Raw genomic sequence first — 24,240 nt, 5'->3', positions numbered from 1 at the left:
GTTCAGCCTCCGGTCACGGGTGGGAAAAAGGCGACTTCATCACCGGCCTGCAACGGCTCGTCGAGGGAGCACAGCTCCTGATTGCGAGCACACATCAGGCTGGTTTCGTTGAGCACTTTAAAGTCCGGCTCAACCGCCAACGCTTGGCGCACGGCGTCGACCGTCGCGAAGTCGCCTTCCATCTCCAGCGAATCCAGGCCAATCGCTTCGCTGTAACGCGCAAAAAACAATACGTTGATGCTCATGCCTGGTCCGCCTTGAAATGCCCGCTTTTACCGCCAAGCTTTTCCAGCAGGCGAATACTTTCGATTGTCATGCCCCGGTCCACGGCCTTGCACATGTCGTAGATCGTCAGCGCCGCGACGCTGGCGGCGGTCAGCGCCTCCATCTCCACGCCGGTCTGGCCGGAGAGTTTGCAGCGCGCCAGGATGTACACGGCGTCGGCACCGTCGGCACGCAGTTCGACCTTGACGCCGGTAAGCATCAATGGGTGGCACAGGGGGATCAGGTCGCTGGTTTTTTTTGCCGCCTGGATCCCGGCGATGCGGGCCACGGCGAACACGTCGCCCTTGGGGTGGGCGCCGTCGACAATCATTTGCAGGGTTTCGGGCAACATGCGCACCCGCGCTTCGGCCACCGCTTCACGGAACGTCACGGCTTTGTCGGTGACGTCGACCATGTGGGCGCGACCTTGGGAATCTAGATGAGTCAGCACAGCGATACTCCTGATCAGGAGCACCGATTGTAAACCTTGTAGGAGCGAGCTTGCTCGCGAAAAACCAGAGAACAACGCGGGGCAGCAGATGCCCCGCGTTATCGTTAACGTTCTTCGCGAGCAAGCTCGCTCCTACAGGAATGGTTACAGATGCGACTCTGCGTATTCGGCCAGGATCGAACGTGGCACCCCTTGCAGCGCGATGTGCACGCCGTTCGGGAAGTCTTTGAAGCGTTCCGTCAGGTAGGTCAGCCCGGAGCTGGTCGCGGACAGGTAAGGGGTGTCGATCTGTGCCAGGTTGCCCAGGCACACCACTTTGGAACCGGCGCCGGCACGGGTGATGATGGTTTTCATCTGGTGCGGGGTGAGGTTCTGGCATTCATCGATCAGGATCAGGCTTTGCTGGAAGCTGCGGCCTCGGATGTAGTTAAGGGATTTGAACTGCAACGGCACTTTGCTGAGGATGTAGTCGACGCTGCCATGGGTGTTTTCGTCATCCATGTGCAAGGCTTCGAGGTTGTCGGTGATCGCCCCCAGCCATGGCTCCATTTTTTCCGCTTCGGTGCCGGGCAGGAAACCGATTTCCTGGTCCAGGCCCTGCACGCTACGGGTGGCGATGATGCGACGATAGCGCTTGGTCACCATGGTCTGTTCGATAGCGGCGGCCAGGGCCAGGATGGTTTTGCCGGAGCCGGCGGCGCCGGTCAGGTTGACCAGGTGGATGTCCGGGTCGAGCAGCGCATACAGCGCCAGGCTCTGGTAGATATCGCGCGGTTTCAGGCCCCAGGCTTCCTGGTGCAACAGGGGTTCCTGATGCAGGTCGAGGATCAGCAGCTTGTCGACCTGGATCTCTTTGATCCAACCCACGAAGCCCTGTTCGTCGACGATGAATTCATTGATATGCACGGCCGGCAGGTTGTCGATCAGTTGGACCTGGTGCCAGGTGCGGCCATGGTCCTGGCGGGTCTCGACCTTGCTGACGCGGTCCCAGAACGAGCCGGTCATCATGTGATAACCGCGCGACAACATCGACACGTCGTCAACCAGTTGGTCGGTGCTGTAGTCCTCGGCCGCGATCCCACACGCTCGGGCCTTGAGGCGCATATTGATGTCTTTGGTCACCAGCACCACGCGCAGGTCCTTGTCGCGCGCGTGCAGGTCGACCAATTGGTTGATGATCTTGTTGTCGTTGAGGTTTTCCGGCAGCAGGCTGTTGGGCTCGTTGCGCTTGCTCATCAGGATCGACAGCAAACCTTTGGGCCCGCTTTTGCCGCGCTGGATCGGCACGCCGACTTCAACGTCCTCGGGCGAGGCTTCACCCAGGGTCTTGTCGATCAGGCGGATGGCCTGGCGGCATTCGGCGGCGACGCTGTGATGGCCGCTTTTGAGTTTGTCGAGCTCCTCCAGCACGATCATCGGGATGGCGACATGGTGTTCTTCAAAGTTAAGCAGTGCGTTTGGATCGTGAATCAGTACGTTGGTATCAAGCACATAAAGGATTGGCTGGTCGGAAGAAGGGGTGCGTCCATGATCATCCATACTCGGTCACCTTTGTGGGAGCCAGTCGACGCAATACCTGGGCGGTGCTGCGCCTCGATTCGACCACCGACCGCAGCTTGAGTGACGTCAAGTGCGGTGCCCACATGAGGAGTCTTGGAAGACGCCACCTGTGTTGCAGGGTTCGGCGATCTGACTTCGTAATACCGCAAAACCCATGACAGGAAAAAGCACTTTGACGCTTTTTTGAAGTTTATTTTTCAGGATGACGAATAGCACTAGCCGAGTGCCAGGCAGGCCGTTAAAGTCGGAAGTCCGCCTGCTGCGAAATGTCGCGGCAAATCACCCCGAAAATGCTTCTCGCCCAACAGGGCCGGGCATTTTCAGCGAAATGCCTCGCGACACTCCTGCCAACCCAGGCCACTTTGCGCCGTTGCCTGTAACAGCAGCGGCAATGCCAACCGCGCCTTGTCCTGGGTGTCGTGAAACACAATCACCCCTTTGCGCCACAACAGCATCAGCGTCAGCACCCGTTGCGCCGATTCCTCGGCCTTGAGCTTGCCCGGATCGTCCTGGGAGTCGATGTCCCACAACGCCACCTGCAGACCTTGCGCCTGAAAGAACCCCTGGCTGTCCGCACGGCGCTGCCCGTAAGGCGGCCGGAACAGCGGCACATAGTTTTCCGGCAGCAGGTTCTGCACCAACGATGCGCTGCGGATGATCGAGTCTTGCCAGTCGACCCAATGGCTGTGAGAGCGATATTGCCAGCCCTGGCTGCCCACGCACTGCCCCTGGTACAGCGCCTGCACATCGGCGGCCGAGCTGCGTTCCACACGGGTCTGCAGGCTGCTGCCGAGGGCGAAGAACGTAGCGTTCATCTTTTGCTGGCGCAGGTGGTCGGCGAGCCAGTCGGTATTGCCACCGACCGGTGCCGGCCCGCCGTCGAAGGTCAGCAGGAACATCCGGTCATTAAGCTCGTCACCATTGCGTTCATGATCACCGAAGCGCGCGACTTCGCTGCTGATCTGCGGCAGCAGCGCGGCCTTGCGCAGCAGTTCATCCAGATAGCGCCCATGGAACTGCCGGCTGGGGGCGGCCCAGCCTATATAGAAAGAGTTGTCACTGACCTCGAACTTGCCGGCCTGCTCGCGCAGGTCGTCCATGTTTTCCACCAGGTAGCAGAACGAGGCGTCTTGCTCACAGCTCTGCTGGGCAAACGTGTAGTTCTCCAGCAAACGCTGCCAAAGCTGGCGGCGCAGGTCGTCGATGGCCGCCAGGTTGATGATCTTAAGCCCCAGGCGTTGCTTGAGCGCAGTTTCGTCCTGGGCTTCGCTGAGGATCAAGCCATGGGCAAACATCAGGATTTCTGCACGCGAGGCGACATCGAACAGCGCCGGGCTGCCGAGTTTTTCCGGCCAGGTGCCACGGTCGAGGCTGGCGACATCAACCGGCGCGGCCTGCACGTTCAGGCACCACAGGCACGCCGTCACAAAAAACGCTAATCGCACTTGGGGTCTCCCTCTCCAGAGTTGCCGGCCATCATAGCGGATCGCGCCTATCGCCATCATAGGTGGAGTCAAACCGCCCCAACCCCTAGAATCGCAGCCACGCTACACGCCACGATTTCTGGAGCCAACTTCATGCTGATGGTGATTTCCCCCGCCAAGACCCTCGATTTCGAGTCCAAGCCGGTAACCCCGCGCTTCACCCAGCCGCAATACCTTGATCATTCCCAAGAACTGATCGAGCAACTGCGCGAACTCAGCCCGGCGCAGATCAGCGAGTTGATGCACGTGTCGGACAAGATCGGTGGCCTCAACGCCGCCCGTTTCGGCAGCTGGACGCCCGCTTTCACGCCGGCCAATGCCAAACAGGCGCTGCTGGCGTTCAAGGGCGACGTATACACCGGCCTCAACGCCGAAACCTTCAGCGACGCCGACTTCAGCTACGCCCAGGATCACCTGCGCATGCTTTCCGGCCTGTACGGCCTGCTGCGCCCGCTGGACCTGATGATGCCGTATCGCCTGGAGATGGGCACCAAACTCGCCAACGCCCGTGGCAAGGACCTCTATGCCTTCTGGGGCACGCGCATCAGCGAGTGGCTCAATGAGGCGCTGGCCGAACAAGGTGACGATGTGCTGCTCAACCTGGCGTCCAACGAGTATTTCTCGGCGGTCAAGCGCACGGCCCTGAATGCCCGCATCATCAACACCGAGTTCAAGGACCTGAAGAACGGCCAGTACAAGATCATCAGCTTCTACGCGAAAAAAGCCCGGGGCATGATGAGCCGGTTTGTGATTCAAGAGCGGATCAACGACCCGGCCAGGCTCAAGCAGTTCGATGCACAGGGTTATCGCTTCAATGCGGAGCAGTCCAAGCCGGACAACCTGGTGTTTTTGCGCGATCACGCACCGGAATAAGGCCTTAAACACACTGAGTATCAACTGTGGGAGGGGGCTTGCCCCCGATGGCGATGCAACAGTCACCTCTACAGGGACTGATACACCGCTATCGGGGGCAAGCCCCCTCCCACATTTTGTTTTGTGTTCAAACCTGAAATCGTCATTTATTTGGCGTCAGAAAAACATCCAGACACAACTCTAACAATTTCTTCACTCGACACTCGTCGGTTTTTTTCGTAGTGGCACCACTTTTTTTAAACAGTAGTGGCACAAAACTATCTCAACGTGCCAACTCCCCACAACTACTGGCCTAAATAGCAAGTGCTATCACTATAGTACCAGTGCCATCTTCTCTAATATTTCAAAAAATTTCCGGAAACAGGATGAGCGGCCAGGAACTTCATCCTGAAGCACCGCTCATACCACCGGTAACGAAATTCTCTGCTGCTGTAAGAGATGACTTACATAACGACCAACGGAAGTAGTCAAGTTGTCACAGAACACTTTGACTCTATGGTCACAACATCAACTGATCGAGTTAAGGGTGGCGATAAGTACGCATTGCTATCCCCTACAGGCCAAGGCAGCGCCTGACCTAAATGAGCCGTGCATGCACTCAAGGCATTGATAAAAAAGGCATTTTGCCTGCATCAAGACCTTGCAGCACCGGCGCCGGAGCCTTCCTCCAAGGGAGCCCGGCTGCATTTCAGGGCAAGCCCCAATAATAAGGCCTGGTCGCGCACAACTTGAGTGCAATAGTTAGTCACTCGTTATTCAACATGCCTGCACGCGGTAAGTCGGCGTCTATTCGCCCAACTTTCGCGGCATCAGTGACGCTTGCAAACATGAACTCCGGCCATCTAATGGCATGATTTAAATACAGAGGTAATTGCGATGCGCATCAGCATATTTGGTTTGGGTTACGTTGGCGCAGTGTGTGCCGGTTGCCTGTCTGCCCGTGGCCACGAAGTGGTCGGCGTAGACATCTCCAAGGAAAAGATCGACCTGATCAACGCCGGCAAATCGCCGATCGTTGAACCGGGTCTGGGCGAGCTGTTGAGCCAGGGTATCCAGACGGGCCGGCTGCGTGGCACTACCAACTTCGCCGAAGCCATTCGCGATACCGATTTGTCGATGATTTGCGTCGGCACGCCGAGCAAGAAAAACGGCGACCTGGAACTCAACTACATCGAATCGGTATGCCGCGAGATCGGCTTTGTCCTGCGTGACAAGACCACCCGCCACACCATCGTGGTGCGCAGCACCGTACTGCCCGGCACCGTGGCCAACGTGGTGATCCCGATCCTCGAAGACTGCTCCGGCAAGAAAGCCGGCGTCGACTTCGGCGTTGCGGTCAACCCGGAGTTCCTGCGCGAATCCACCGCCATCGCCGACTACGACCAGCCGCCAATGACGGTTATCGGCGAATTTGACACAGCCTCCGGCGATGTCCTGCAGTCGCTGTACGAAGAACTCGACGCGCCGATCATCCGCAAAGACATCGCTGTCGCCGAGATGATCAAGTACACCTGCAACGTGTGGCACGCCACCAAAGTCACCTTCGCCAACGAAATCGGTAACATCGCCAAGGCCGTCGGCGTCGATGGCCGTGAAGTGATGGACGTGGTCTGCCAGGACAAGACCCTCAACCTGTCCCAGTACTACATGCGCCCTGGCTTCGCGTTCGGCGGCTCGTGCCTGCCAAAAGACGTGCGTGCCCTGACCTACCGCGCCGGTTCCCTGGACGTGGAAGCGCCGCTGCTCAACTCGCTGATGCGCAGTAACGAGTCCCAGGTGCAGAACGCCTTCGACATCGTTTCCAGCCACGACAAACGCAAAGTCGCCCTGCTGGGCCTGAGCTTCAAGGCCGGTACCGACGACCTGCGCGAAAGCCCATTGGTGGAACTGGCGGAAATGCTGATCGGCAAGGGTTACGACCTGAGCATCTACGACAGCAACGTCGAATACGCCCGCGTACACGGTGCGAACAAGGACTACATCGAAGGCAAGATCCCGCACGTGTCGTCCCTGCTCAACTCGGACTTCGACGAAGTGATCAACAACTCCGACGTGATCATCCTGGGTAACCGCGACGAGAAATTCCGTGCCCTGGCGCACAACGCCCCGGATGGCAAGCAAGTGGTCGACCTGGTGGGCTTCATGTCCAAGGCCACCAGCGTAAGCGGCCGTACCGAAGGTATTTGCTGGTAACAGCAACGGCAAGTTTCAGGCTGCAAGTGGCTTTATCCCCAGCGCTTGCAGCCTGAAACCTCCTCTCCTTGCGGATGACGCTTATGTCCAAGTTAAAACATGTATTCCTGCAAGCCGCCGGTTGGCTGTTGTTCCTCAGCCTGCTGATGGGACTCGCCCTGGCGTTGCCGGCGAGCACCTTCGATTCGCAATCGAAGAACTTTATTTTCCTGATTGGCGCCGTCGGTATCTGGCGCTACTCGATGGGTGCAACGCATTTCTTTCGCGGCATGCTGTTCCTCTACGTGGTCTACCCGCACCTGCGCCGCAAAGTGCGCAAGCTGGGCAAGGCCGCCGACCCATCCCATGTGTTCCTGATGGTCACCAGTTTTCGTATCGACGCGCTGACCACCGCGCAGGTCTACAGCTCGGTGATTCGCGAAGCCATCGAATGTGGCTTCCCCACCACCGTGGTCTGCTCGCTGGTGGAAATGTCCGATGAACTGCTGGTCAAGAGCCTGTGGGAAAAACTCAACCCGCCGGATCACGTCAAGCTCGACTTCGTGCGCATCGCCGGCACCGGCAAGCGTGACGGCCTGGCCTTCGGTTTTCGTGCCATCTCGCGCCACCTGCCGGATGACCGCGCCGTGGTGGCCGTGATCGATGGCGACACCGTGCTCGCCGAGGGCGTGGTGCGCAAGACTGTGCCGTGGTTCCAGTTGTTCGGCAATGTCGGCGGCCTGACCACCAACGAGTTCTGCGAAGTGCGCGGCGGCTACATCATGAGCGAGTGGCACAAACTGCGCTTCGCCCAACGCCACATCAACATGTGCTCCATGGCCCTATCCAAGCGCGTGCTGACCATGACCGGGCGGATGTCGGTGTTCCGCGCCAGCGTGGTGACCGACCCTGGCTTTATCGCCGACGTGGAAAGCGACTCGCTGCAACACTGGCGCCTGGGGCGCTTCAAGTTTCTGACCGGCGACGATAAATCCAGCTGGTTCAGCCTGATGCGCCTGGGCTACGACACCTTCTACGTGCCCGATGCCGCGATCAATACGGTGGAACACCCGCCGGAAAAGAGCTTCATCAAGGCCAGCCGCAAGCTGATGTTCCGCTGGTACGGCAACAACCTGCGCCAGAACTCCCGCGCCCTGGGCCTGGGTGTACGTCGCCTCGGTCTGTTCACCAGCGTGGTGCTGTTCGACCAGCGCGTGTCGATGTGGACCTCACTGCTCGGCCTGACTGTGGCGATCATCGCCACCTTCAAGTACGGCGGCGCGTTCATCCTCGCGTACCTGCTGTGGATCGGCATCACCCGCCTGATTCTCACCCTGTTGCTGTCGTGCTCAGGCCACAAGATCGGCCCGGCCTACCCGCTGATTCTCTATTACAACCAGATCATGGGCGCGTTGGTGAAGATCTACGTATTCTTCCGCCTTGATCAACAGTCCTGGACCCGCCAGGACACCAAACTGACCCGCGATTTGGCCAGCTTTCAACGTTGGTTCAACACCTGGTCGTCTCGGACCATGACCTTCTCCGCCGGCAGCATCTTCGTTGCCGTGTTGCTGATGATGGTCTGACCCTGCCAAGCCTGAATTAACTAGGAAATCGAACATTATGAACAGCCAAGTAAACGCCAACGTTGTCCACGAATCCGAAGCCCAGCGCCAGCACGCCCGGGTAAAAATCCCGGCCAAGCTGCGCTTTTTCAACAGCGACCGCACGCCGACCGAAGCCAAGGTCATCGACCTGTCCGCCGGCGGCCTGGCGTTCACCGCCACCCAGCCGCTCACCGTCGGCCAGGTGCACAAGGGTCGCCTGCAGTTCGTGATCGATAACCTCGGCCTGGCGATGGACGTGGAGCTGCAGATTCGCTCCTACGACCGCCAGACCGGCCGCACCGGTTGCCAGTTCCAGAACCTCGATGCCCAGGACATTTCCACCCTGCGCCACCTGATCACCTCGCACCTGTCGGGTGACATCGTGACCATGGGCGACGTGCTCGCCACCCTGCAACGCGACAACTTCACCAAGGCGCGCAAGGTCAAGGACGGCGGCAGCGGCATGACCGCGTTCGGGCGTCTGCGCGCCGTGACGTTCAGCTTGGCGATCTTCCTGGTGGGCCTGGCGGCCTTCGGTTTTGTCTTCAAGTCGCTGTACGGCATGTATTTCGTCAGCCACGCCCAGGCCGGGCTTGTCAGCGTGCCGGGCATGAACGTGACCATGCCGCGCGACGGCACCGTGCAAAGCCTGCTCAAAGGTGACGCGGTAGCGGCCAAAGGCGCGCCACTGGCCACCTTCAGCACCAGCATGCTCGATGTACTCAAGGGCCATCTGGATGAAGACCAACTGCAACCGGCCAAGGTCGAAGAGCTGTTCGGCAAGCAAATGACCGGCACCCTGACCTCGCCGTGTGATTGCGTGGTCGCCCAGCAATTGGTCGCCGACGGCCAGTACGCCAGCAAGGGTGATGTGATCTTCCAACTGGTGCCACGCGGCAGCCAGGCCAATGTGGAAGCCCGCTTCAGCTATCGCCAGTTCGGTGATGTGCGCCCAGGTACGCCGGTGAGCTTCCAGGTCGCCGACGAAGAACAGGTGCGCACCGGCACCATCGTCAGCAGCACCAGCCTGAACAGCGCCGACCTGTCCTCGGACATCCGCGTGCAGATCAAGCCTGACGCCCCGCTGGACAGCACCTACGCCGGCCGCCCGGTGGAAGTCACCAGCGACCGTGGCCCTTCGCTGAACTGGCTGATCGATAAAGCCATGGCTCACGGTCTGTAAGCGAGGACATGCCTGTGAACCCTATTTCAAGAACAACACAATCCCTGTGGGAGCGGGCTTGCTGTGGCGAGGGAGCTTGCTCCCGCTCGACAGCGCAGCTGGAGCCGGCTCTTGGGGGCGCTTCGCACCCCAGCGGGAGCAAGCTCCCTCGCCACAAACGCCGGTCCCACATGGGTTCGGTGGCGTTGCTGGCGATTGCGGTGAGCCTGGCCGGTTGTGCCGGCCTGCCTGACCAACGCCTGGCCAACGAAGCACTGAAACGCGGCGACACCGTCACCGCGCAACAGAATTACCAGCAACTGGCCGACCTGGGCTACAGCGAGGCCCAGGTGGGCCTGGCCGACATCCAGGTAGGCACCCGCGACCCGGCGCAAATCAAACAGGCCGAAGCCACTTACCGTGCTGCGGCAGATACCTCGCCCCGCGCCCAGGCACGCCTTGGCCGCCTGCTGGTGGCCAAGCCCGGCGCCACCGAGGCCGAGCACCACGAAGCCGAAAGCCTGCTGAAAAAAGCCTTTGCCAATGGCGAAGGCAACACCCTGATCCCGCTGGCGATGCTGTACCTGCAATACCCGCACAGCTTCCCCAACGTGAATGCCCAGCAGCAGATCAGCAAATGGCAAGCAGCGGGTTATCCAGAGGCCGGCCTGGCCCAGGTGCTGCTGTACCGCACCCAGGGCACCTACGACCAGCATCTGGATGATGTGGAGCGCATCTGCAAAGCCGCGCTGAACACCACCGATATCTGCTACGTCGAACTGGCCACGGTCTACCAGAAAAAAGCCCAGCCGGAACAACAGGCCGAACTGCTCAAGCAGATGGAAGCAGGCTACAGCCGTGGCACCGTCACCGCCCAACGTGTCGACAGCGTCGCCCGTGTGCTGGGCGATGCCACCCTCGGCACGCCGGACGAGAAAACCGCCCAGGCCCTGCTGGAAAAAATCGCCCCTGGCTACCCGGCGTCCTGGGTCAGCCTGGCGCAACTGCTCTACGACTTCCCCGAACTGGGCGACGTCGACCAGATGATGAAGTACCTCGACAACGGCCGTGCCGCCGACCAGCCGCGCGCAGAATTGCTCTTGGGCAAGCTCTACTACGAAGGCAAGTGGGTGCCGGCCGACGCCAAGGCCGCCGAAGCCCATTTCGAAAAAGCCGTGGGCCGTGAAGTGGCCGCCGATTACTACCTCGGCCAGATTTACCGCCGTGGCTACCTGGGCAAGGTCTATCCGCAAAAAGCCCTGGACCACCTGCTGACCGCTGCGCGCAACGGCCAGAACAGCGCCGACTTCGCCATCGCCCAACTGTTTTCCCAAGGCAAGGGCACCAAGCCCGACCCGCTGAATGCCTATGTCTTCAGCCAGCTGGCCAAGGCCCAGGACACGCCAGAGGCCAATGAGCTGGCCACCCAGCTCGAAGCCCCGCTGACGCCTGAGCAACGCGCCGAAGGCCAACGCCTGGTGCAGCAGGAACTGGCCGCCCGCGGCACCCTGGCCCAAAGCACGCTGCAACTGCACGCCCTGCAAGAAGAAGACGGCGAGGAATCCCTATGAAGCTCAACCCATTCGTCAAGGCCGGCATCGGCCTGTCCTTCGCCCTGCTGTGGTCGTGCCCGACCCTGGCTGCGCTGACCGAAGCCAAGAACTTCGGCCTGGAAGTCAAAGCCACCGCGCAGTCCGAAGACGACCGCGACCTGGGTACCCAGAAAGGCGGCGACGTCAACGGCATCGGCCTCGACCTGCGCCCGTGGATCTACGCCGAAAGCGGCGCGTGGAGCGCCTACGCCATGGGCCAGGCGGTGGTGTCCAGCGACATCATCGAGACCGACACCCTGCAACAGTCGGCGGATGACACCACCGAACAATCGAGCAACGACGACCGCAAGGCCAAGAAAAACTACCTGGCCCTGCGCGAGTTCTGGGTCGGCTACAGCGGCTTCACGCCCTACCCCGGCGAGCTCCTCAAGTTCGGTCGCCAGCGCCTGCGCAATGACGACGGCCAATGGCGCGACACCAATATCGAAGCGCTGAACTGGACCTTCGACACCACCCTGCTCAAGGCCAACGTCGGCGCCGCCGAGCGTTTCAGCGAATACCGCACCGACCTCAAGGAACTGTCGCCCAAGGACAAGGACCGCCAGCACTTCTACGCCGACGCCGCCTACCAGTGGACGCCGGGCCAGTGGATCGGTCTGCGCGGCCACCACACCCATGACGACGGCAAGCTCGACTACGCCGAACCGGGCGTGGTCAGCGACCCGTTGGACAAGCGCGAAAACGGCGACCTGACCTGGCTCGGCATCGAAGCCAACAGCGACGCCTATAACTGGCGCAACACCAACACCGTCAACTACTGGGCGAGCATCACCGGCATGCGCGGCGACCGCGACACGGTCAACGCGTTGAACGCCGACGGCACCCGCCCGACCAACGCCAAGCGCAGCGATGACGTGAGCGGCTGGGCCACCGACATCGGCGTGCGCCTGCGTCTCGACCCGCAGTGGCAAGTGGGCGCGGCCTATTCGCGCGCCAGTGCCGAATACGAACAGAACGGCCTGCAAAGCAACCGTTCGAACTGGACCGGTACCCAGTCCCGGGTGCATCGCTTCGGCGAAGCGTTTCGCGGCGAGATGAACAACATGCAGTCCATGAGCCTGTTCGGTTCCTGGCAGCTGCGCGAGGACTACGACGCCAGCCTGGTGTACCACAAGTTCTGGCGCGTCGACGGCAACAAGCCGGTGGGCAGCAACGGCATCGATGCGGTGCAGAACAACACCGATGACGTGACTGGCGCGATCCTGTCCAGCACGTCCCTGCCCCTTGAAGATGGCAAGAAAGACCTGGGTCAGGAGATGGACCTGGTCGTCACCAAGTACTTCAAGAAAGGCCTGTTGCCGGCCGCGCTCAGCCAGTCGATCGACGAGCCGTCGGCGCTGGTGCGCCTGCGCGCCGGTGTGTTCAAACCGGGCGATGCCTATGGCAGCCAGGTCGACTCGTACATGCACCGCGCCTTTGTCGACGTGATCTGGAAATTCTGATGGGAGCCTGCGCAATGAATGCTCAAAGCCTACTCGTCGCGGCAATGCTGGTGGCCAGTGCCCCAGCGTTCGCCGATACGGCGGCCAAGGCGCCGACCATCGCCAAGGAACTGCAACAGGCCAAGACCTACACCATTTCCAGCCCGCCGACCGCGCCGCTGGAAATGGCCAAGCCGACGCTGCCCGATCTGTCGGGCTACACCGCTGCGGCCATGGAAAAGAAAATCGTCAAGACCAAGGTGGGCAAAGTCAGCATCCGTCGCATGATGCAGGAAGACGCCCTCAAGGACTTTATCGGCGGCGATAACAAGATGGCCGAATGGGTGGTGCGCCAGCACGGCATTCCCCAGGCAATCTTTGTCGACGATGGCTACATGAACCTCAAGGACTTGCTGGGCAAGGTGCCCAAGCAGTACTTCAGCGAGACGTCGCCGGGTGTGTTCCTGGCCAAATTGCCAATCGTGGTCGGCCGTAAAGGCATCCTCGATATCGACAAGCAGACCCAGGAGTTGCGCCTGTCCCAGCAAGCCGGTTCGTTTTTGATCAACGACGGCCAACTGTTCGTGCGTGACACCAAGGTCACCGGCTGGGATGAAAAAACCAACGGCCCGGCGCTGTTCAAGTCGCCCAAGGAATTCCGCCCGTTCCTGCTGGCCTGGGGCGGCACCGAGACCTACATTTCCAAGACCAAGATGGCCAGCTTCGGCTACGCCAACAGTAAGTCGTACGGGGTGAGTATTTCCCAGTACACGCCGAACATGGCCAAGGTGCTCAAGCGTCCTGAACCGACCGGCTGGATCATCGATTCCGAGTTCTCGGACATGTGGTACGGCTTCTACTGCTACGAAACCACCGGCTTTGTGATCAAGGGCAATACCTACAAAGACAACATCGTCTACGGCATTGACCCCCATGACCGTTCCCACGGCCTGATCATCGCCGACAACACCGTGTACGGCACCAAGAAGAAGCACGGCATCATCATTTCCCGGGAAGTGAACGACAGCTTCATCTTCAACAACCGCAGCTATGACAACAAGCTCTCGGGCCTGGTGATCGACCGTAACAGCGTCAACAACCTGATCGCCGACAACGAGATCTACCGCAACCACACCGACGGCATCACCCTCTATGAGAGCGGTGACAACCTGTTGTGGGGCAACAAGGTGATCAGCAACCGTCGCCACGGCATCCGCATACGTAACAGCGTGAACATCAAGCTGTACGAAAACACCGCCATGGCCAACGGCCTGACCGGTGTGTACGGCCACATCAAGGATCTGACCGACACCGACCGCGACATCGCCCTTGACCCGTTCGACGCCAAGGTCTCGCTGATCGTGGTGGGTGGTGAACTGGCGGGCAACGGCAGCGGGCCGTTGTCCATCGACTCGCCGCTGAGTATCGAGTTGTACCGCGTGTCGATGCTGGCGCCGACCAAATCCAGCGGCATCAGCTTCTCCGGCGTTCTTGGCGAGCGCCAGGAAGAGATTCTCGACCTGCTGGTACGCCAGCAGAAAGCCGTGCTGATCGACCCTGTCGAACGCCAGACCGAAATGCAGGACTGAGGATGACCCTTATGCACCCACACATGATCAAATTGCTGAGCCTCTCGGGTCTGACCCTCGGCCTGCTCGCGGCCAGCCAGGGCGTGCGCGCCGACGAGGTGAAAGCACCGACGTTCACCGCCGAGCCGTGCTGCAGCCTGTGCCCGGCGGCCCATGACGCGAAGAACTACACCACGCGCTACCAGCAGAACTTCACCACCCTGGTGCAAGCCCAGGGCGACTGGCTGTTCCGGACCCAGGAAGACCTGCGTACCGAATTCGACACCACCCCGGCCGGCTACAAGCGCATGCAGCAGTTGCACGATGCGTTCAAAGCCAAGGGCGTGGAACTGGTGGTGGTCTACCAGCCGACCCGTGGCCTGGTGAACCGCAACAAGCTCAACCCCGAGGAAAAGGCCAAGTACGATTTCGACAAGGCCCTGACCAACTACAAGACCATGCTCGGCCGTTTCGCCAAGATGGGCTACGTGGTGCCGGACCTCTCGCCGCTGACCAACGAGCAGTTGCCGGATGAACTGCCGGCCCACGACTTTTACTTCCGTGGCGACCAGCACTGGACGCCGTACGGCGCCCAGCGCACCGCGAAAATCGTGGCGGCCAAGGTCAAGCAGATGCCGCAATACGCGGAAATTCCCAAGCGCGAATTCGAGACCAAGCGCTCGGGCCGCATGGGCAAGACCGGCACCCTGCACAACATGGCCGGGCAGCTGTGCGGCACCAGCTATGCGATCCAGTACATGGACCAATTCACCACCGAGCCCAAGGGCGAAGCCGGTGACGGTGACCTGTTCAGCGATTCGGGCAACCCGCAGATCACCCTGGTGGGCACCAGCCACAGCGGCAAGAACTACAACTTCGCCGGCTTCCTGCAGGAGGAAATCGGTGCCGACATCCTCAACGTCGCCTTCCCCGGCGGTGGTCTGGAAGGCTCGATGATCCAGTACCTGGGCAGCGAAGAGTTCCAGAAAAACCCGCCAAAGATTCTGATCTGGGAATTCTCGCCGCTGTACCGTCTCGATCAGGAAACCATCTACCGCCAGATGATGGCGCTGCTCGACAACGGCTGTGAGGGCAAGACCGCACAGATGTCAGCCAGCACCACGCTCAAACCAGGCAAAAACGAACTGATGGTCAACAGCGCGAACAAAGACCTGCGCAACGCCAACCATCAGGTCGATATCCGCTTCGCCGATCCTTCGGTGAAAACCTTGCAAGCCACCCTCTGGTACATGAACGGGCGCCACGAGGACATCAAGATCGAAAAACCCGAGACATCCGATACAGACGGGCGTTTCGCCTTTGAATTGCGCACCGATGAAGACTGGGCCTCGCAGAACTTGCTGGCCGTGGAAGTGCAGGGCCCGGAAAAGGGTGCTGCGGCGCAGAAGGTCGAAGCGAAAATTTGCACACGCAACGTATTCCCAAGCAGTGGTCAGCAGACCGCCCAGCTCGGGAAGTGAGGTTACTTATGCAAAAGTTATTGCTGCCCACCCTGCTAGGCCTGGCGATGTTTGCCGGCTCCGTCAACGCCGCCGCCCCCCTGCGGCCGCCCCAGGGCTATTTCGCACCGATCGAAGCGTTCAAGACCGGCGACTTCAAGGAAAACTGCGACGCCATGCCGACGCCCTACACCGGGCCTCTGCAATTTCGCAGCAAGTACGAAGGCTCCGACAAGGCGCGTTCGACCCTGAACGTGCAATCGGAACAGGCCTTTCGCGACAGCACCGCCGACATCACCAAGCTGGAAAAAGACACCAGCAAGCGCGTGATGCAGTTCATGCGCGACGGTCGTCCGCAGCAGCTCGAATGCACGCTGAACTGGCTGGTGTCGTGGGCCAAGGCCGACGCCTTGATGTCCAAGGACTTCAACCACACCGGCAAGTCCATGCGCAAATGGGCGCTGGGCAGCATGGCCTCGGCCTATGTGCGCTTGAAGTTTTCCGACTCGCACCCGCTGGCCAACCATCAGCAGGAATCGCAACTGATCGAGGCCTGGTTCAACAAGCTGGCCGATCAAGTGGTGAGCGACTGGGACAACCTGCCGCTGGAAAAAACCAACAACCACTCGTACTGGGCCGCCTGGTCGGTGATGGCAACGTCCATCGCCACTAACCGTCGCGACCTGTTCGACTGGGCTGTCAAGGAATACAAGGTCGGGGTGAACCAGGTCGACGACCAAGGCTTCCTGCCCAACGAATTGAAGCGTCAGCAACGGGCTTTGTCGTACCACAACTACGCCCTGCCGCCGCTGTCGATGATCGCAAGCTTTGCCCTGGTCAACGGTGTGGACCTGCGCCAGGAAAACAACAGTGCGCTCAAGCGCCTGGGCGACAAGGTGCTGGCCGGGGTGAAAGACCCGGACATCTTCGAACAGAAGAACGGCAAGGAGCAGGACATGAAGGATTTGAAGCAGGCGATGAAATTCGCCTGGCTTGAGCCGTTCTGCACCCTCTACACCTGCGCCCCGGATGTGCTCGAACGCAAGCATGGCATGCAGCCATTCAAAACGTTCCGCCTGGGTGGTGACCTGACCAAGGTCTACGACCCGACGCACGAAAAAGGCAACAAAGGCAGCTGACGGAACACGGCTGGAAATGTGGGAGGGGGCTTGCCCCCGATGGCGGTGTATCAGTCGCCATCTGTGTTGAATGACACACCGCTATCGGGGGCAAGCCCCCTCCCACATTTTTGAGCCGGTTCCTTCAGTGAGATTGCAATACAACCTCCCTTTTTTCGTGGGGGGTTTGGGGGGCTCTGGCCCTTGACTGTTGGTTAAACATGGAGAGATCGGGATGGTTTTCTCGTCCAATGTGTTCCTGTTTCTGTTCTTGCCGATCTTTCTCGGCTTGTACTATTTGAGCGGGCAACGCTATCGCAACCTGCTGCTGCTGATTGCCAGCTATGTGTTCTACGCCTGGTGGCGAGTGGACTTCCTGGCTTTGTTCGCCGCAGTGACCCTGTGGAATTACTGGATCGGCCTCAAAGTCGGTGCCGCCGGTGTGCGCACCAAGCCGGCCCAACGCTGGCTGTTGCTCGGCGTGGCGGTCGACCTGTGCATCCTCGGCTACTTCAAGTACGCCAACTTCGGCGTCGACAGCATCAACGTGATGATGAAGTCGATGGGCCTGGAGCCGTTCATCCTCACCCACGTGCTGTTGCCGATTGGTATCTCGTTCTACATTTTCGAGTCCATCAGCTACATCATCGACGTGTACCGTGGCGATACGCCGGCGACGCGCAACCTGATCGACTTCGCGGCGTTCGTGGCGATCTTCCCGCACCTGATTGCCGGCCCCGTGTTGCGTTTTCGCGACCTGGCCGACCAGTTCAACAACCGCACCCACACCCTCGACAAGTTCTCCGAGGGCTGCACGCGGTTCATGCAGGGTTTCATCAAGAAGGTGTTTATCGCCGACACCCTGGCGGTAGTCGCGGACCACTGCTTCGCCCTGCAAAACCCGACCACGGGCGATGCCTGGCTCGGTGCGCTGGCCTACACCGCACAGTTGTATTTCGACTTCTCCGGCTACAGCGACATGGCCATCGGCCTGGGCTTGATGATGGGTTTCCGCTTCATGGAAAACTTCAAGCAGCCGTACATCAGCCAGTCGATCACCGAGTTCTGGCGGCGCTGGCACATCAGCCTGTCGACCTGGCTGCGCGATTACCTGTACATCACCCTGGGCGGCAACCGCAAAGGTACGCTGACCACCTATCGCAACCTGTTCCTGACCATGCTGCTCGGTGGCCTGTGGCACGGCGCCAACATCACCTACATCGTGTGGGGTGCCTGGCACGGCATGTGGCTGGCGATTGAAAAAGCCATCGGCCTCAACACCGCGCCGCGCAGCTTCAATGTGCTGCGCTGGGCCTTCACCTTCCTGCTGGTGGTGATGGGCTGGGTAATCTTCCGCGCGGAAAACCTGCACGTCGCCGGGCGTATGTACGGTGCGATGTTCAGCTTTGGCGAATGGTCGCTGTCGGAACTCAACCGCGCCAGCCTCACCGGCCTGCAAGTGGCGACCCTGGTGGTGGCCTACGCAACGCTGGCGTTCTTCGGCCTGCGCGATTTCTACCGCAATCGCCCTGCCGACAAGACCAAGCCGAGCGATCCGAGCCTGATCAAGGCCGTACCGGGCGACAACCCCGGCAGCATCCACGAGCCGGGCTTCACGGTGGGCCGTGACGCCGCCGTGCAACCGGCCTACTGGACCGCTGACTGGCCACGCTACGCCATGCGCGCCGCCGTGCTGCTGCTGTTCGTGGCGTCGATCCTGAAACTGTCGGCGCAGAGTTTCTCGCCGTTCCTTTACTTCCAATTCTGAGGGAGCCGACCATGACCCGTTCATTACGCGTCCTCTATATCGGCCTGTTCCTGGTGGTGCTGTTGGCCCTGGGCGCCTGGTCGCTGCGCAGTTTCTTCGGCTTCAGCACCAATGCCGATGCCACCGTGCTCAACGGTCGCTGGACCAAAGCCGTCGAGACCCATTACGACGACGAGTTCCCGATCAAGCGCCTGGGCACCAACCTCTGGGCGGCGCTGGACTACAAGCTGTTCAATGAAGGCCGCCCTGGCGTGGTGCTGGGCCGCGATCACTGGTTGTACAGCGACGAGGAGTTCAACCCCGCCGTCAACGAAGACCAGAACCTGCAAGACAATTACGCGCTGGTCGAAGGTGTGCGCCAGAAGCTCAAGGCCCAGGGCATCCAACTGGTGATGGCGATCGTGCCGGCCAAGGTGCGCCTGTATCCGGAGCATCTGGGTGAAGTGAAACCGGCGAGCATTCACGCCAACCTGTACCAGGACTTCCACGCCCGTGTCGCGGCGGACAAGATCATCGCCCCGGACCTGCTCGGCCCGCTGCAACAGGCGAAGCTGGGCGGCAAGCAAGTGTTCCTGCGCACCGACACCCACTGGACCCCGGACGGTGCCGAAATCGCCGCCAAGCAACTGGCCAAGGCAATTACCGACAAGACTCCGCTCAGCGGCGAGCCCCAGCGCTTTGTTACCGAAGCGGAAAAGACCGAGCCGCATAAAGGCGACCTGCGTCTGTTCCTGCCGCTGGACCCGCTGTTCGAAAACCTGATGCCGCCTAAAGAGCCGCTGGAAAAACGCGTGACGCACCTGGCCGAAACCCAGGGCGACGACGCGCTGTTCAGCGACAGCCAAACCCCGGTGGCACTGGTCGGCACCAGCTACAGTGCCAACCCCAACTGGAACTTCGTCGGCGCCCTCAAGCAAGCCCTGGGCAGCGACGTGGTCAGCTACGCCGAAGACGGCCACGGCCCGATCCTGCCGATGCTCAGCTACCTGAAAAGTGATGACTTCAAGAACAGCCCGCCGCAGGTGCTGATCTGGGAGTTCCCTGAACGCTATCTGCCCGTCAATAACGAAATCGGTGATGCCGACCCGGCCTGGGTTGCGCAGCTTAAAGAAGCCGGTTCGCGCCAACAGAACATGGCAATCAACACTTCTAAATCCGAGACGCCCGACCGGGCGCAAAACTGAAAGAGAGGTAACTCACATGACTTTCACTACAACTCCTCGTCGTCTCGCCAAGACCCTGGCTATCGCCGCCGGCCTGAGCTTCGTATCGATGTCCGCCTTCGCCGGTGGTGACGCCGCGCTCTACGGCCCTACCGCGCCAAAAGGTTCGAGCTTCGTGCGCATCTACAACGCCAGCAACCAGGAAGTCAGCGCCACCGTCGGCAGCACCAATCTCAGTGACGTCGCACCGCTGGCCAGCAGCGACTTCAGCTTCATGCCCGGTGGTGACTACAGCGCCAAGGTCGGCAGCCAGACCGTGCCGGTCAAGCTCGCCGCCGATCACTACTACACCTTGGTCAACAACAGCAGCGGCCAGCCGCAACTGATCGAAGAGCCGCCGTTCAAGAACAAGCAGAAATCCCTGGTTCGCGTGCAGAACCTCAGCGACAAGGCACTGACCCTGAAAACCGCCGATGGCAAGACCGACGTGGTCAAGTCGGTAGCCGCCAAAGGCCGTGGCGAACGTGAAATCAACCCGGTGAAGGTGAGCCTGGCGTTGTATGACGGCGACAAGAAGGTCGGCGATGTGAAGCCGGTTGCCCTGGAGCGCGGTGAAGCAGCGGTGCTGTACGTCACCGGTTCGGGTTCGAGCCTGTCGCCAGTCTGGGTGAAACGCCCGGTGTCGACCCGCTGATTATTTCCCGGACTGAACGCAATCCACTGTAGGAGCGGGCTTGCCCGCGAAGAACGTCAACGATGACGCAGCGCCTCTGGTTTATCGCGGTGCTCTCAGGTTTTTCGCGAGCAAGCTCGCTCCTACAGGGGATCGAGGCGCCGGTTCGGACCGAGACAAAAACAAGAGTGAAACGACGAACCTTCGTAGCTCTGACCCAAATTGATTCAAGGAGAAACACATGATCCCAGTAATCCTTTCCGGTGGTAGCGGCTCACGTCTTTGGCCGCTTTCCCGTAAACAGTTCCCGAAACAATTCCTGGCCCTGACCGGCGAGCACACGCTGTTCCAGCAAACCCTGGAGCGCCTGGTGTTCGAAGGCATGGACTCACCGATCGTGGTCTGCAACAAGGATCACCGCTTTATCGTCAACGAGCAGTTGAGCGCGCGCAAACTTGAATGCCAACGCATCCTGATGGAACCGTTCGGCCGCAACACCGCGCCGGCCGTGGCCCTGACCGCGATGATGCTGGTCAATGAAGGCCGTGACGAGTTGATGCTGGTGCTGCCCGCCGACCACGTCATCGACGACCAGAAAGCCCTGCAACGCGCCCTGGCCCTGGCCACCGTGGCGGCCGAGCGCGGCGAAATGGTGCTCTTCGGCGTACCGGCCACGCGCCCGGAAACCGGCTACGGCTACATCAAGTCCACCAACGATTCGCTGCTGCCCGAAGGCGTGAGCCGCGTACAGCAGTTCGTGGAGAAACCCGATGAAAAACGTGCGGTCGAGTTCGTCAAAAGCGGTGGCTATTTCTGGAACAGCGGCATGTTCCTGTTCCGCGCCAGCCGTTTCCTGGAAGAGCTGAAAAAGCACGATCCGGACATCTACGACACCTGCGTCCTGACCCTGGAGCGCAGCGAGCAGACCGCCGACACCGTGACCTTCGACGAAGCCACCTTCGCCTGCTGCCCGGACAACTCCATCGACTACGCCGTGATGGAAAAAACCCAACGCGCCTGTGTGGTGCCCCTGAGCGCCGGTTGGAGCGATGTGGGTTGCTGGGCCTCGCTGTGGGCGGTCAACGATAAAGACGCCAACGGCAACGTGAGCAAGGGTGACGTGGTCATCCAGGACAGCCGCAACTGCATGGTGCATGGCAACGGCAAGCTGGTCTCGGTGATCGGCCTGGACAACATCGTGGTGGTGGAAACCAAGGACGCGATGATGATTGCCCACAAGGACAAGGTCCAGGGCGTCAAGCAGATGGTCAACACCCTCAATGAGCAGGGCCGCAGCGAAACCCAGAACCACTGCGAAGTGTATCGTCCGTGGGGCTCCTACGACTCGGTGGATATGGGCGGGCGGTTCCAGGTCAAGCACATCTCGGTCAAGCCGGGCGCCTGCCTGTCACTGCAGATGCACCACCACCGCGCCGAACACTGGATCGTGGTCAGCGGCACCGCTGAAGTCACCTGTGACGACAACGTGTTTCTGCTGTGCGAGAACCAGTCCACTTACATCCCGATTGCCTCGGTGCACCGCCTGCGCAACCCGGGCAAGATCCCGTTGGAGATCATCGAAGTGCAATCGGGCAGCTACCTGGGCGAAGACGATATCGAGCGGTTCGAAGATATCTACGGCCGCTCGACGCCGATTGAACGTGGTGTTTCCGTGAAAACTATCGCGCAATAAAGGAGTCGTACAGAAAGCCCCCGCCCAGCCGGCTGCGTCCCCTATCCGCAGCCGGTCAGGCGGGGGCTTTTTAATGCAATGAATGTCCCACGGCGTCGCACCTTGCAAACCCAAACTCTTGGCCGTGCAGTGCATCAAGATGCCGACCCAGGCAGCGGGCCCGCAGCTCAATAGCAGGCCACCATGGGTTACTTGGCCCAGTTCCGCGGGGCAAAGGCATTGTAATCACCCGTCCCGTGATCCTTGCCAGCCTCTTTATAAGTGCCCTTGCCAATTTTTTCAGCCGTTTTGCCTCCCCATATCAAAGCCGTACCCACCGCTTTGGAGCTTGCACCACCTGATTTCGTCATGCTCTGTCCAACCACTTTTGCCATCCCCCCAGCCAGCGTCAAGGCAGCCCCTTTGGTTTGTTCCGAGTTCATCGAAAGCCTAGGGGAAACGTATGAACTGAGTTGATCGCTGATACCTTGCATGACAGTCTGCCGCAAGCTCGTCAGCCCCAGGTTCTGCATACGCGGCAATGATGTTGAGCCGACCTCTGGATTGGGTGCTTGACTGATTGCTGCCGACACTGCGGGCGGTACCGGCGCCATAGGTGCGCTGAGGGAGGTCAACACGGGTGTGGCGATATTTGAGACGGTCATAAAAGCACCTGACTTCATGAATCTACGGTTGGGCACCTTCCTGGCTTTCAAGGACATTCCTTGTAAAGACTTCGTGGCAAAAGAGAGCGATGCAGTTCCTGCATCAGAGGGGATAGATACCTGCGCACGAGGGAAAGCAGCGCTGCACCATAGGCAATCGGCCCGCCCCACGAGTAGGATGTTTTATCCCTATGCGAGGTTGTGTGTATGTTCTTTGGTGTGTTGCTGATCATCACCTGGCTGGTCCTGCTGCTGCGCTATCCGGCCAAGGCCCTGCCGGTGTCGCTGGCCGCTGCCGTCGGCCTGGGTTTGGTGGCAGTCTGGGTGGCGTGGCTCGACAACCGCGAAGCCGCGCAACTGGCCCGCCTGGAACTGCGCGTCAGCTACGCTGCGCAGGAATGCCCTGCCGACCGCCCATTGAAGCTGACGCTGAACAACGGCAACGATGTACCGCTCACCGAACTGCGCTGGCGTATCGCCGCCTACGCACCCGGCGACACCGTGAACCTGGCCGACAACGTGTACGCGGCCCCGCGCTATCGCGGCCCCGGCGAGCTGCAGGCCGGTGCGACTTGGGACGACTGCCTGCCCGTCCCGCCGTTACGCCCCGGCTACCGCCCACAAACCCTGGAATTTCGTGCCGAGCACCTGCAAGGCAGTTTCTCGGACTGACAAAGGATTGATGCATGCCCAACGTACTGATCACCGGTTGCTCCAGCGGCATAGGCCGCGCCCTGGCTGATGCCTTCAAGTCCGCCGGCTTCGAGGTGTGGGCCAGCGCCCGGCGCGACGAAGACGTCGCCGCCCTTAGCGCCGCCGGCTTCAATGCGGTAAAGCTGGACGTCAACGACAGCGCCGCCTTGCAGCACCTAGCCGAGCTATGGGGCGAACTGGATGTACTGATCAACAACGCCGGCTACGGCGCCATGGGCCCGCTGCTCGATGGCGGCACCGAGGCGATGCAACGCCAGTTCGAGACCAACGTGTTTTCCATCGTCGGCGTGACGCAGGCGCTGTTTCCCGCCCTGCGGCGCGGCAGAGGCCTGGTCATCAATATCGGCAGCGTCTCCGGCGTACTGGTCACCCCCTTCGCCGGGGCCTACTGCGCGTCGAAAGCCGCCGTACATGCCTTGAGCGACGCCCTGCGCATGGAGCTGGCGCCGTTTGGCGTGCGCGTCATGGAGGTTCAACCCGGTGCGATCGATACACGCTTTGCAAAGAATGCCGGGGCCCAGGCCGAGCTGTTGATCAATGAACAGTCGCCGTGGTGGCCGTTGCGCGAGGGCATTCGTGCGCGCTCCCAGGCCTCGCAGGACAACCCGACCTCGGCCAGCAAGTTTGCGGCGGATGTGCTCAAGGCCGTACAACAAACCCAGCCACCGCGCCTGTTGCGCTCGGGCAATGGCAGTCGAGCGTTGCCTTTGATGGCGACGCTGTTGCCCAAAGGGTTGCTGGAGACGATGTTGAAGAAGCGCTTTGGGTTGGGTGGCGTGTTGTAAGCATCTATGAAGCGCACCTGCCAAAACCTGGGATGAGTGCCATAATC

20 protein-coding genes are annotated in these 24,240 nt (G+C 60.5%); 15 read left to right on the top strand and 5 right to left on the bottom strand.

Going from position 1 to position 24,240, the window contains the following annotated elements; all coding sequences use genetic code 11:
- Positions 1 to 2: 2 nt before the first annotated feature.
- From moaD to C4J92_RS05190, 4 genes are all read right to left on the bottom strand, one after another.
- Positions 3 to 245: a molybdopterin converting factor subunit 1 gene (moaD, locus tag C4J92_RS05205; RefSeq protein WP_124403149.1), complete on the bottom strand. Its 243-nt coding sequence runs from the start codon at positions 243 to 245 to the stop codon at positions 3 to 5.
- Positions 242 to 715, bottom strand: a complete 474-nt coding sequence (moaC, locus tag C4J92_RS05200) for a cyclic pyranopterin monophosphate synthase MoaC (RefSeq protein ID WP_124403148.1) — start codon at positions 713 to 715, stop codon at positions 242 to 244. The genes moaD and moaC overlap by 4 nt, the downstream gene beginning before the upstream one ends.
- Positions 716 to 859: 144 nt before the next feature.
- Positions 860 to 2,254: a PhoH family protein gene (locus tag C4J92_RS05195; protein ID WP_124403147.1), complete on the bottom strand. Its 1,395-nt coding sequence runs from the start codon at positions 2,252 to 2,254 to the stop codon at positions 860 to 862.
- 341 nt (positions 2,255 to 2,595) lie between these two features.
- The gene (locus tag C4J92_RS05190; RefSeq protein WP_124403146.1) at positions 2,596 to 3,720 is read right to left on the bottom strand and encodes a polysaccharide deacetylase family protein; all 1,125 of its coding nucleotides are present in this window, start codon (positions 3,718 to 3,720) and stop codon (positions 2,596 to 2,598) included.
- 132 nt (positions 3,721 to 3,852) lie between these two features.
- On the opposite strand from C4J92_RS05190, the gene yaaA reads away from it, so the two are divergent.
- The 13 genes from yaaA to C4J92_RS05115 all read left to right on the top strand — a co-directional run bounded on the left by yaaA (position 3,853) and on the right by C4J92_RS05115 (position 22,050).
- Positions 3,853 to 4,632: a peroxide stress protein YaaA gene (gene yaaA / locus C4J92_RS05185; RefSeq protein WP_124403145.1), complete on the top strand. Its 780-nt coding sequence runs from the start codon at positions 3,853 to 3,855 to the stop codon at positions 4,630 to 4,632.
- An 876-nt stretch (positions 4,633 to 5,508) separates the two neighbouring features.
- A complete protein-coding gene (locus C4J92_RS05180; RefSeq protein WP_124361395.1) occupies positions 5,509 to 6,825 on the top strand; it encodes a nucleotide sugar dehydrogenase in 1,317 nt (438 codons plus the stop codon).
- Positions 6,826 to 6,908: 83 nt separating this feature from the next.
- Positions 6,909 to 8,390, top strand: a complete 1,482-nt coding sequence (alg8, locus tag C4J92_RS05175; protein ID WP_164484512.1) for a mannuronan synthase — start codon at positions 6,909 to 6,911, stop codon at positions 8,388 to 8,390.
- Between the two features lie 37 nt (positions 8,391 to 8,427).
- Complete coding sequence (locus C4J92_RS05165) at positions 8,428 to 9,594, top strand: alginate biosynthesis protein Alg44 (RefSeq protein ID WP_124365905.1); 1,167 nt, start codon at positions 8,428 to 8,430, stop codon at positions 9,592 to 9,594.
- A gap of 170 nt (positions 9,595 to 9,764) precedes the next feature.
- Positions 9,765 to 11,144: an alginate biosynthesis TPR repeat lipoprotein AlgK gene (gene algK / locus C4J92_RS05160; protein WP_124365904.1), complete on the top strand. Its 1,380-nt coding sequence runs from the start codon at positions 9,765 to 9,767 to the stop codon at positions 11,142 to 11,144.
- A complete protein-coding gene (locus C4J92_RS05155; RefSeq protein WP_124403144.1) occupies positions 11,141 to 12,628 on the top strand; it encodes an alginate export family protein in 1,488 nt (495 codons plus the stop codon). The genes algK and C4J92_RS05155 overlap by 4 nt, the downstream gene beginning before the upstream one ends.
- Positions 12,628 to 14,196 carry a mannuronan 5-epimerase AlgG gene (algG, locus tag C4J92_RS05150; RefSeq protein WP_124403143.1) on the top strand — a complete coding sequence of 523 codons (1,569 nt, stop codon included), beginning with the start codon at positions 12,628 to 12,630 and terminating at the stop codon, positions 14,194 to 14,196. The genes C4J92_RS05155 and algG overlap by 1 nt, the downstream gene beginning before the upstream one ends.
- 11 nt (positions 14,197 to 14,207) lie before the next feature.
- The gene (locus C4J92_RS05145; protein ID WP_124405767.1) at positions 14,208 to 15,656 is read left to right on the top strand and encodes an alginate O-acetyltransferase; all 1,449 of its coding nucleotides are present in this window, start codon (positions 14,208 to 14,210) and stop codon (positions 15,654 to 15,656) included.
- An 8-nt stretch (positions 15,657 to 15,664) separates the two neighbouring features.
- Positions 15,665 to 16,774: a mannuronate-specific alginate lyase gene (locus tag C4J92_RS05140; RefSeq protein ID WP_124361387.1), complete on the top strand. Its 1,110-nt coding sequence runs from the start codon at positions 15,665 to 15,667 to the stop codon at positions 16,772 to 16,774.
- A gap of 214 nt (positions 16,775 to 16,988) precedes the next feature.
- Complete coding sequence (locus C4J92_RS05135) at positions 16,989 to 18,521, top strand: MBOAT family protein (protein WP_124361386.1); 1,533 nt, start codon at positions 16,989 to 16,991, stop codon at positions 18,519 to 18,521.
- Positions 18,522 to 18,532: 11 nt separating this feature from the next.
- Positions 18,533 to 19,705, top strand: coding sequence for an alginate O-acetyltransferase (locus C4J92_RS05130; RefSeq protein ID WP_124403142.1), 1,173 nt, complete (start codon positions 18,533 to 18,535; stop codon positions 19,703 to 19,705).
- Between the two features lie 16 nt (positions 19,706 to 19,721).
- Entirely contained in the window at positions 19,722 to 20,378 is a 657-nt protein-coding gene (locus C4J92_RS05125; protein WP_043049782.1) for an alginate O-acetyltransferase AlgF, read from the top strand.
- Between the two features lie 220 nt (positions 20,379 to 20,598).
- Positions 20,599 to 22,050: a mannose-1-phosphate guanylyltransferase/mannose-6-phosphate isomerase gene (locus C4J92_RS05115; RefSeq protein WP_124369708.1), complete on the top strand. Its 1,452-nt coding sequence runs from the start codon at positions 20,599 to 20,601 to the stop codon at positions 22,048 to 22,050.
- A gap of 188 nt (positions 22,051 to 22,238) precedes the next feature.
- Here C4J92_RS05115 and C4J92_RS05110 read toward each other — a convergent pair whose 3' ends face one another.
- Positions 22,239 to 22,694: a hypothetical protein gene (locus tag C4J92_RS05110; protein ID WP_124403141.1), complete on the bottom strand. Its 456-nt coding sequence runs from the start codon at positions 22,692 to 22,694 to the stop codon at positions 22,239 to 22,241.
- Positions 22,695 to 22,901: 207 nt separating this feature from the next.
- On the opposite strand from C4J92_RS05110, the gene C4J92_RS05105 reads away from it, so the two are divergent.
- Positions 22,902 to 23,366, top strand: a complete 465-nt coding sequence (locus C4J92_RS05105) for a multidrug transporter (protein ID WP_124365897.1) — start codon at positions 22,902 to 22,904, stop codon at positions 23,364 to 23,366.
- Between the two features lie 14 nt (positions 23,367 to 23,380).
- On the top strand, positions 23,381 to 24,193 hold the full coding sequence (locus C4J92_RS05100) for an SDR family oxidoreductase (RefSeq protein ID WP_124403140.1): 813 nt from the start codon (positions 23,381 to 23,383) through the stop codon (positions 24,191 to 24,193).
- Positions 24,194 to 24,240 lie beyond the last annotated feature (47 nt).

Source organism: Pseudomonas sp. R3-18-08 (assembly GCF_003852065.1).
In the GTDB taxonomy this organism is placed as follows: domain Bacteria; phylum Pseudomonadota; class Gammaproteobacteria; order Pseudomonadales; family Pseudomonadaceae; genus Aquipseudomonas.
The sequence above is the reverse complement of the archived record's forward strand: the minus strand, read 5'-3'. Positions and strand labels throughout refer to the sequence as shown.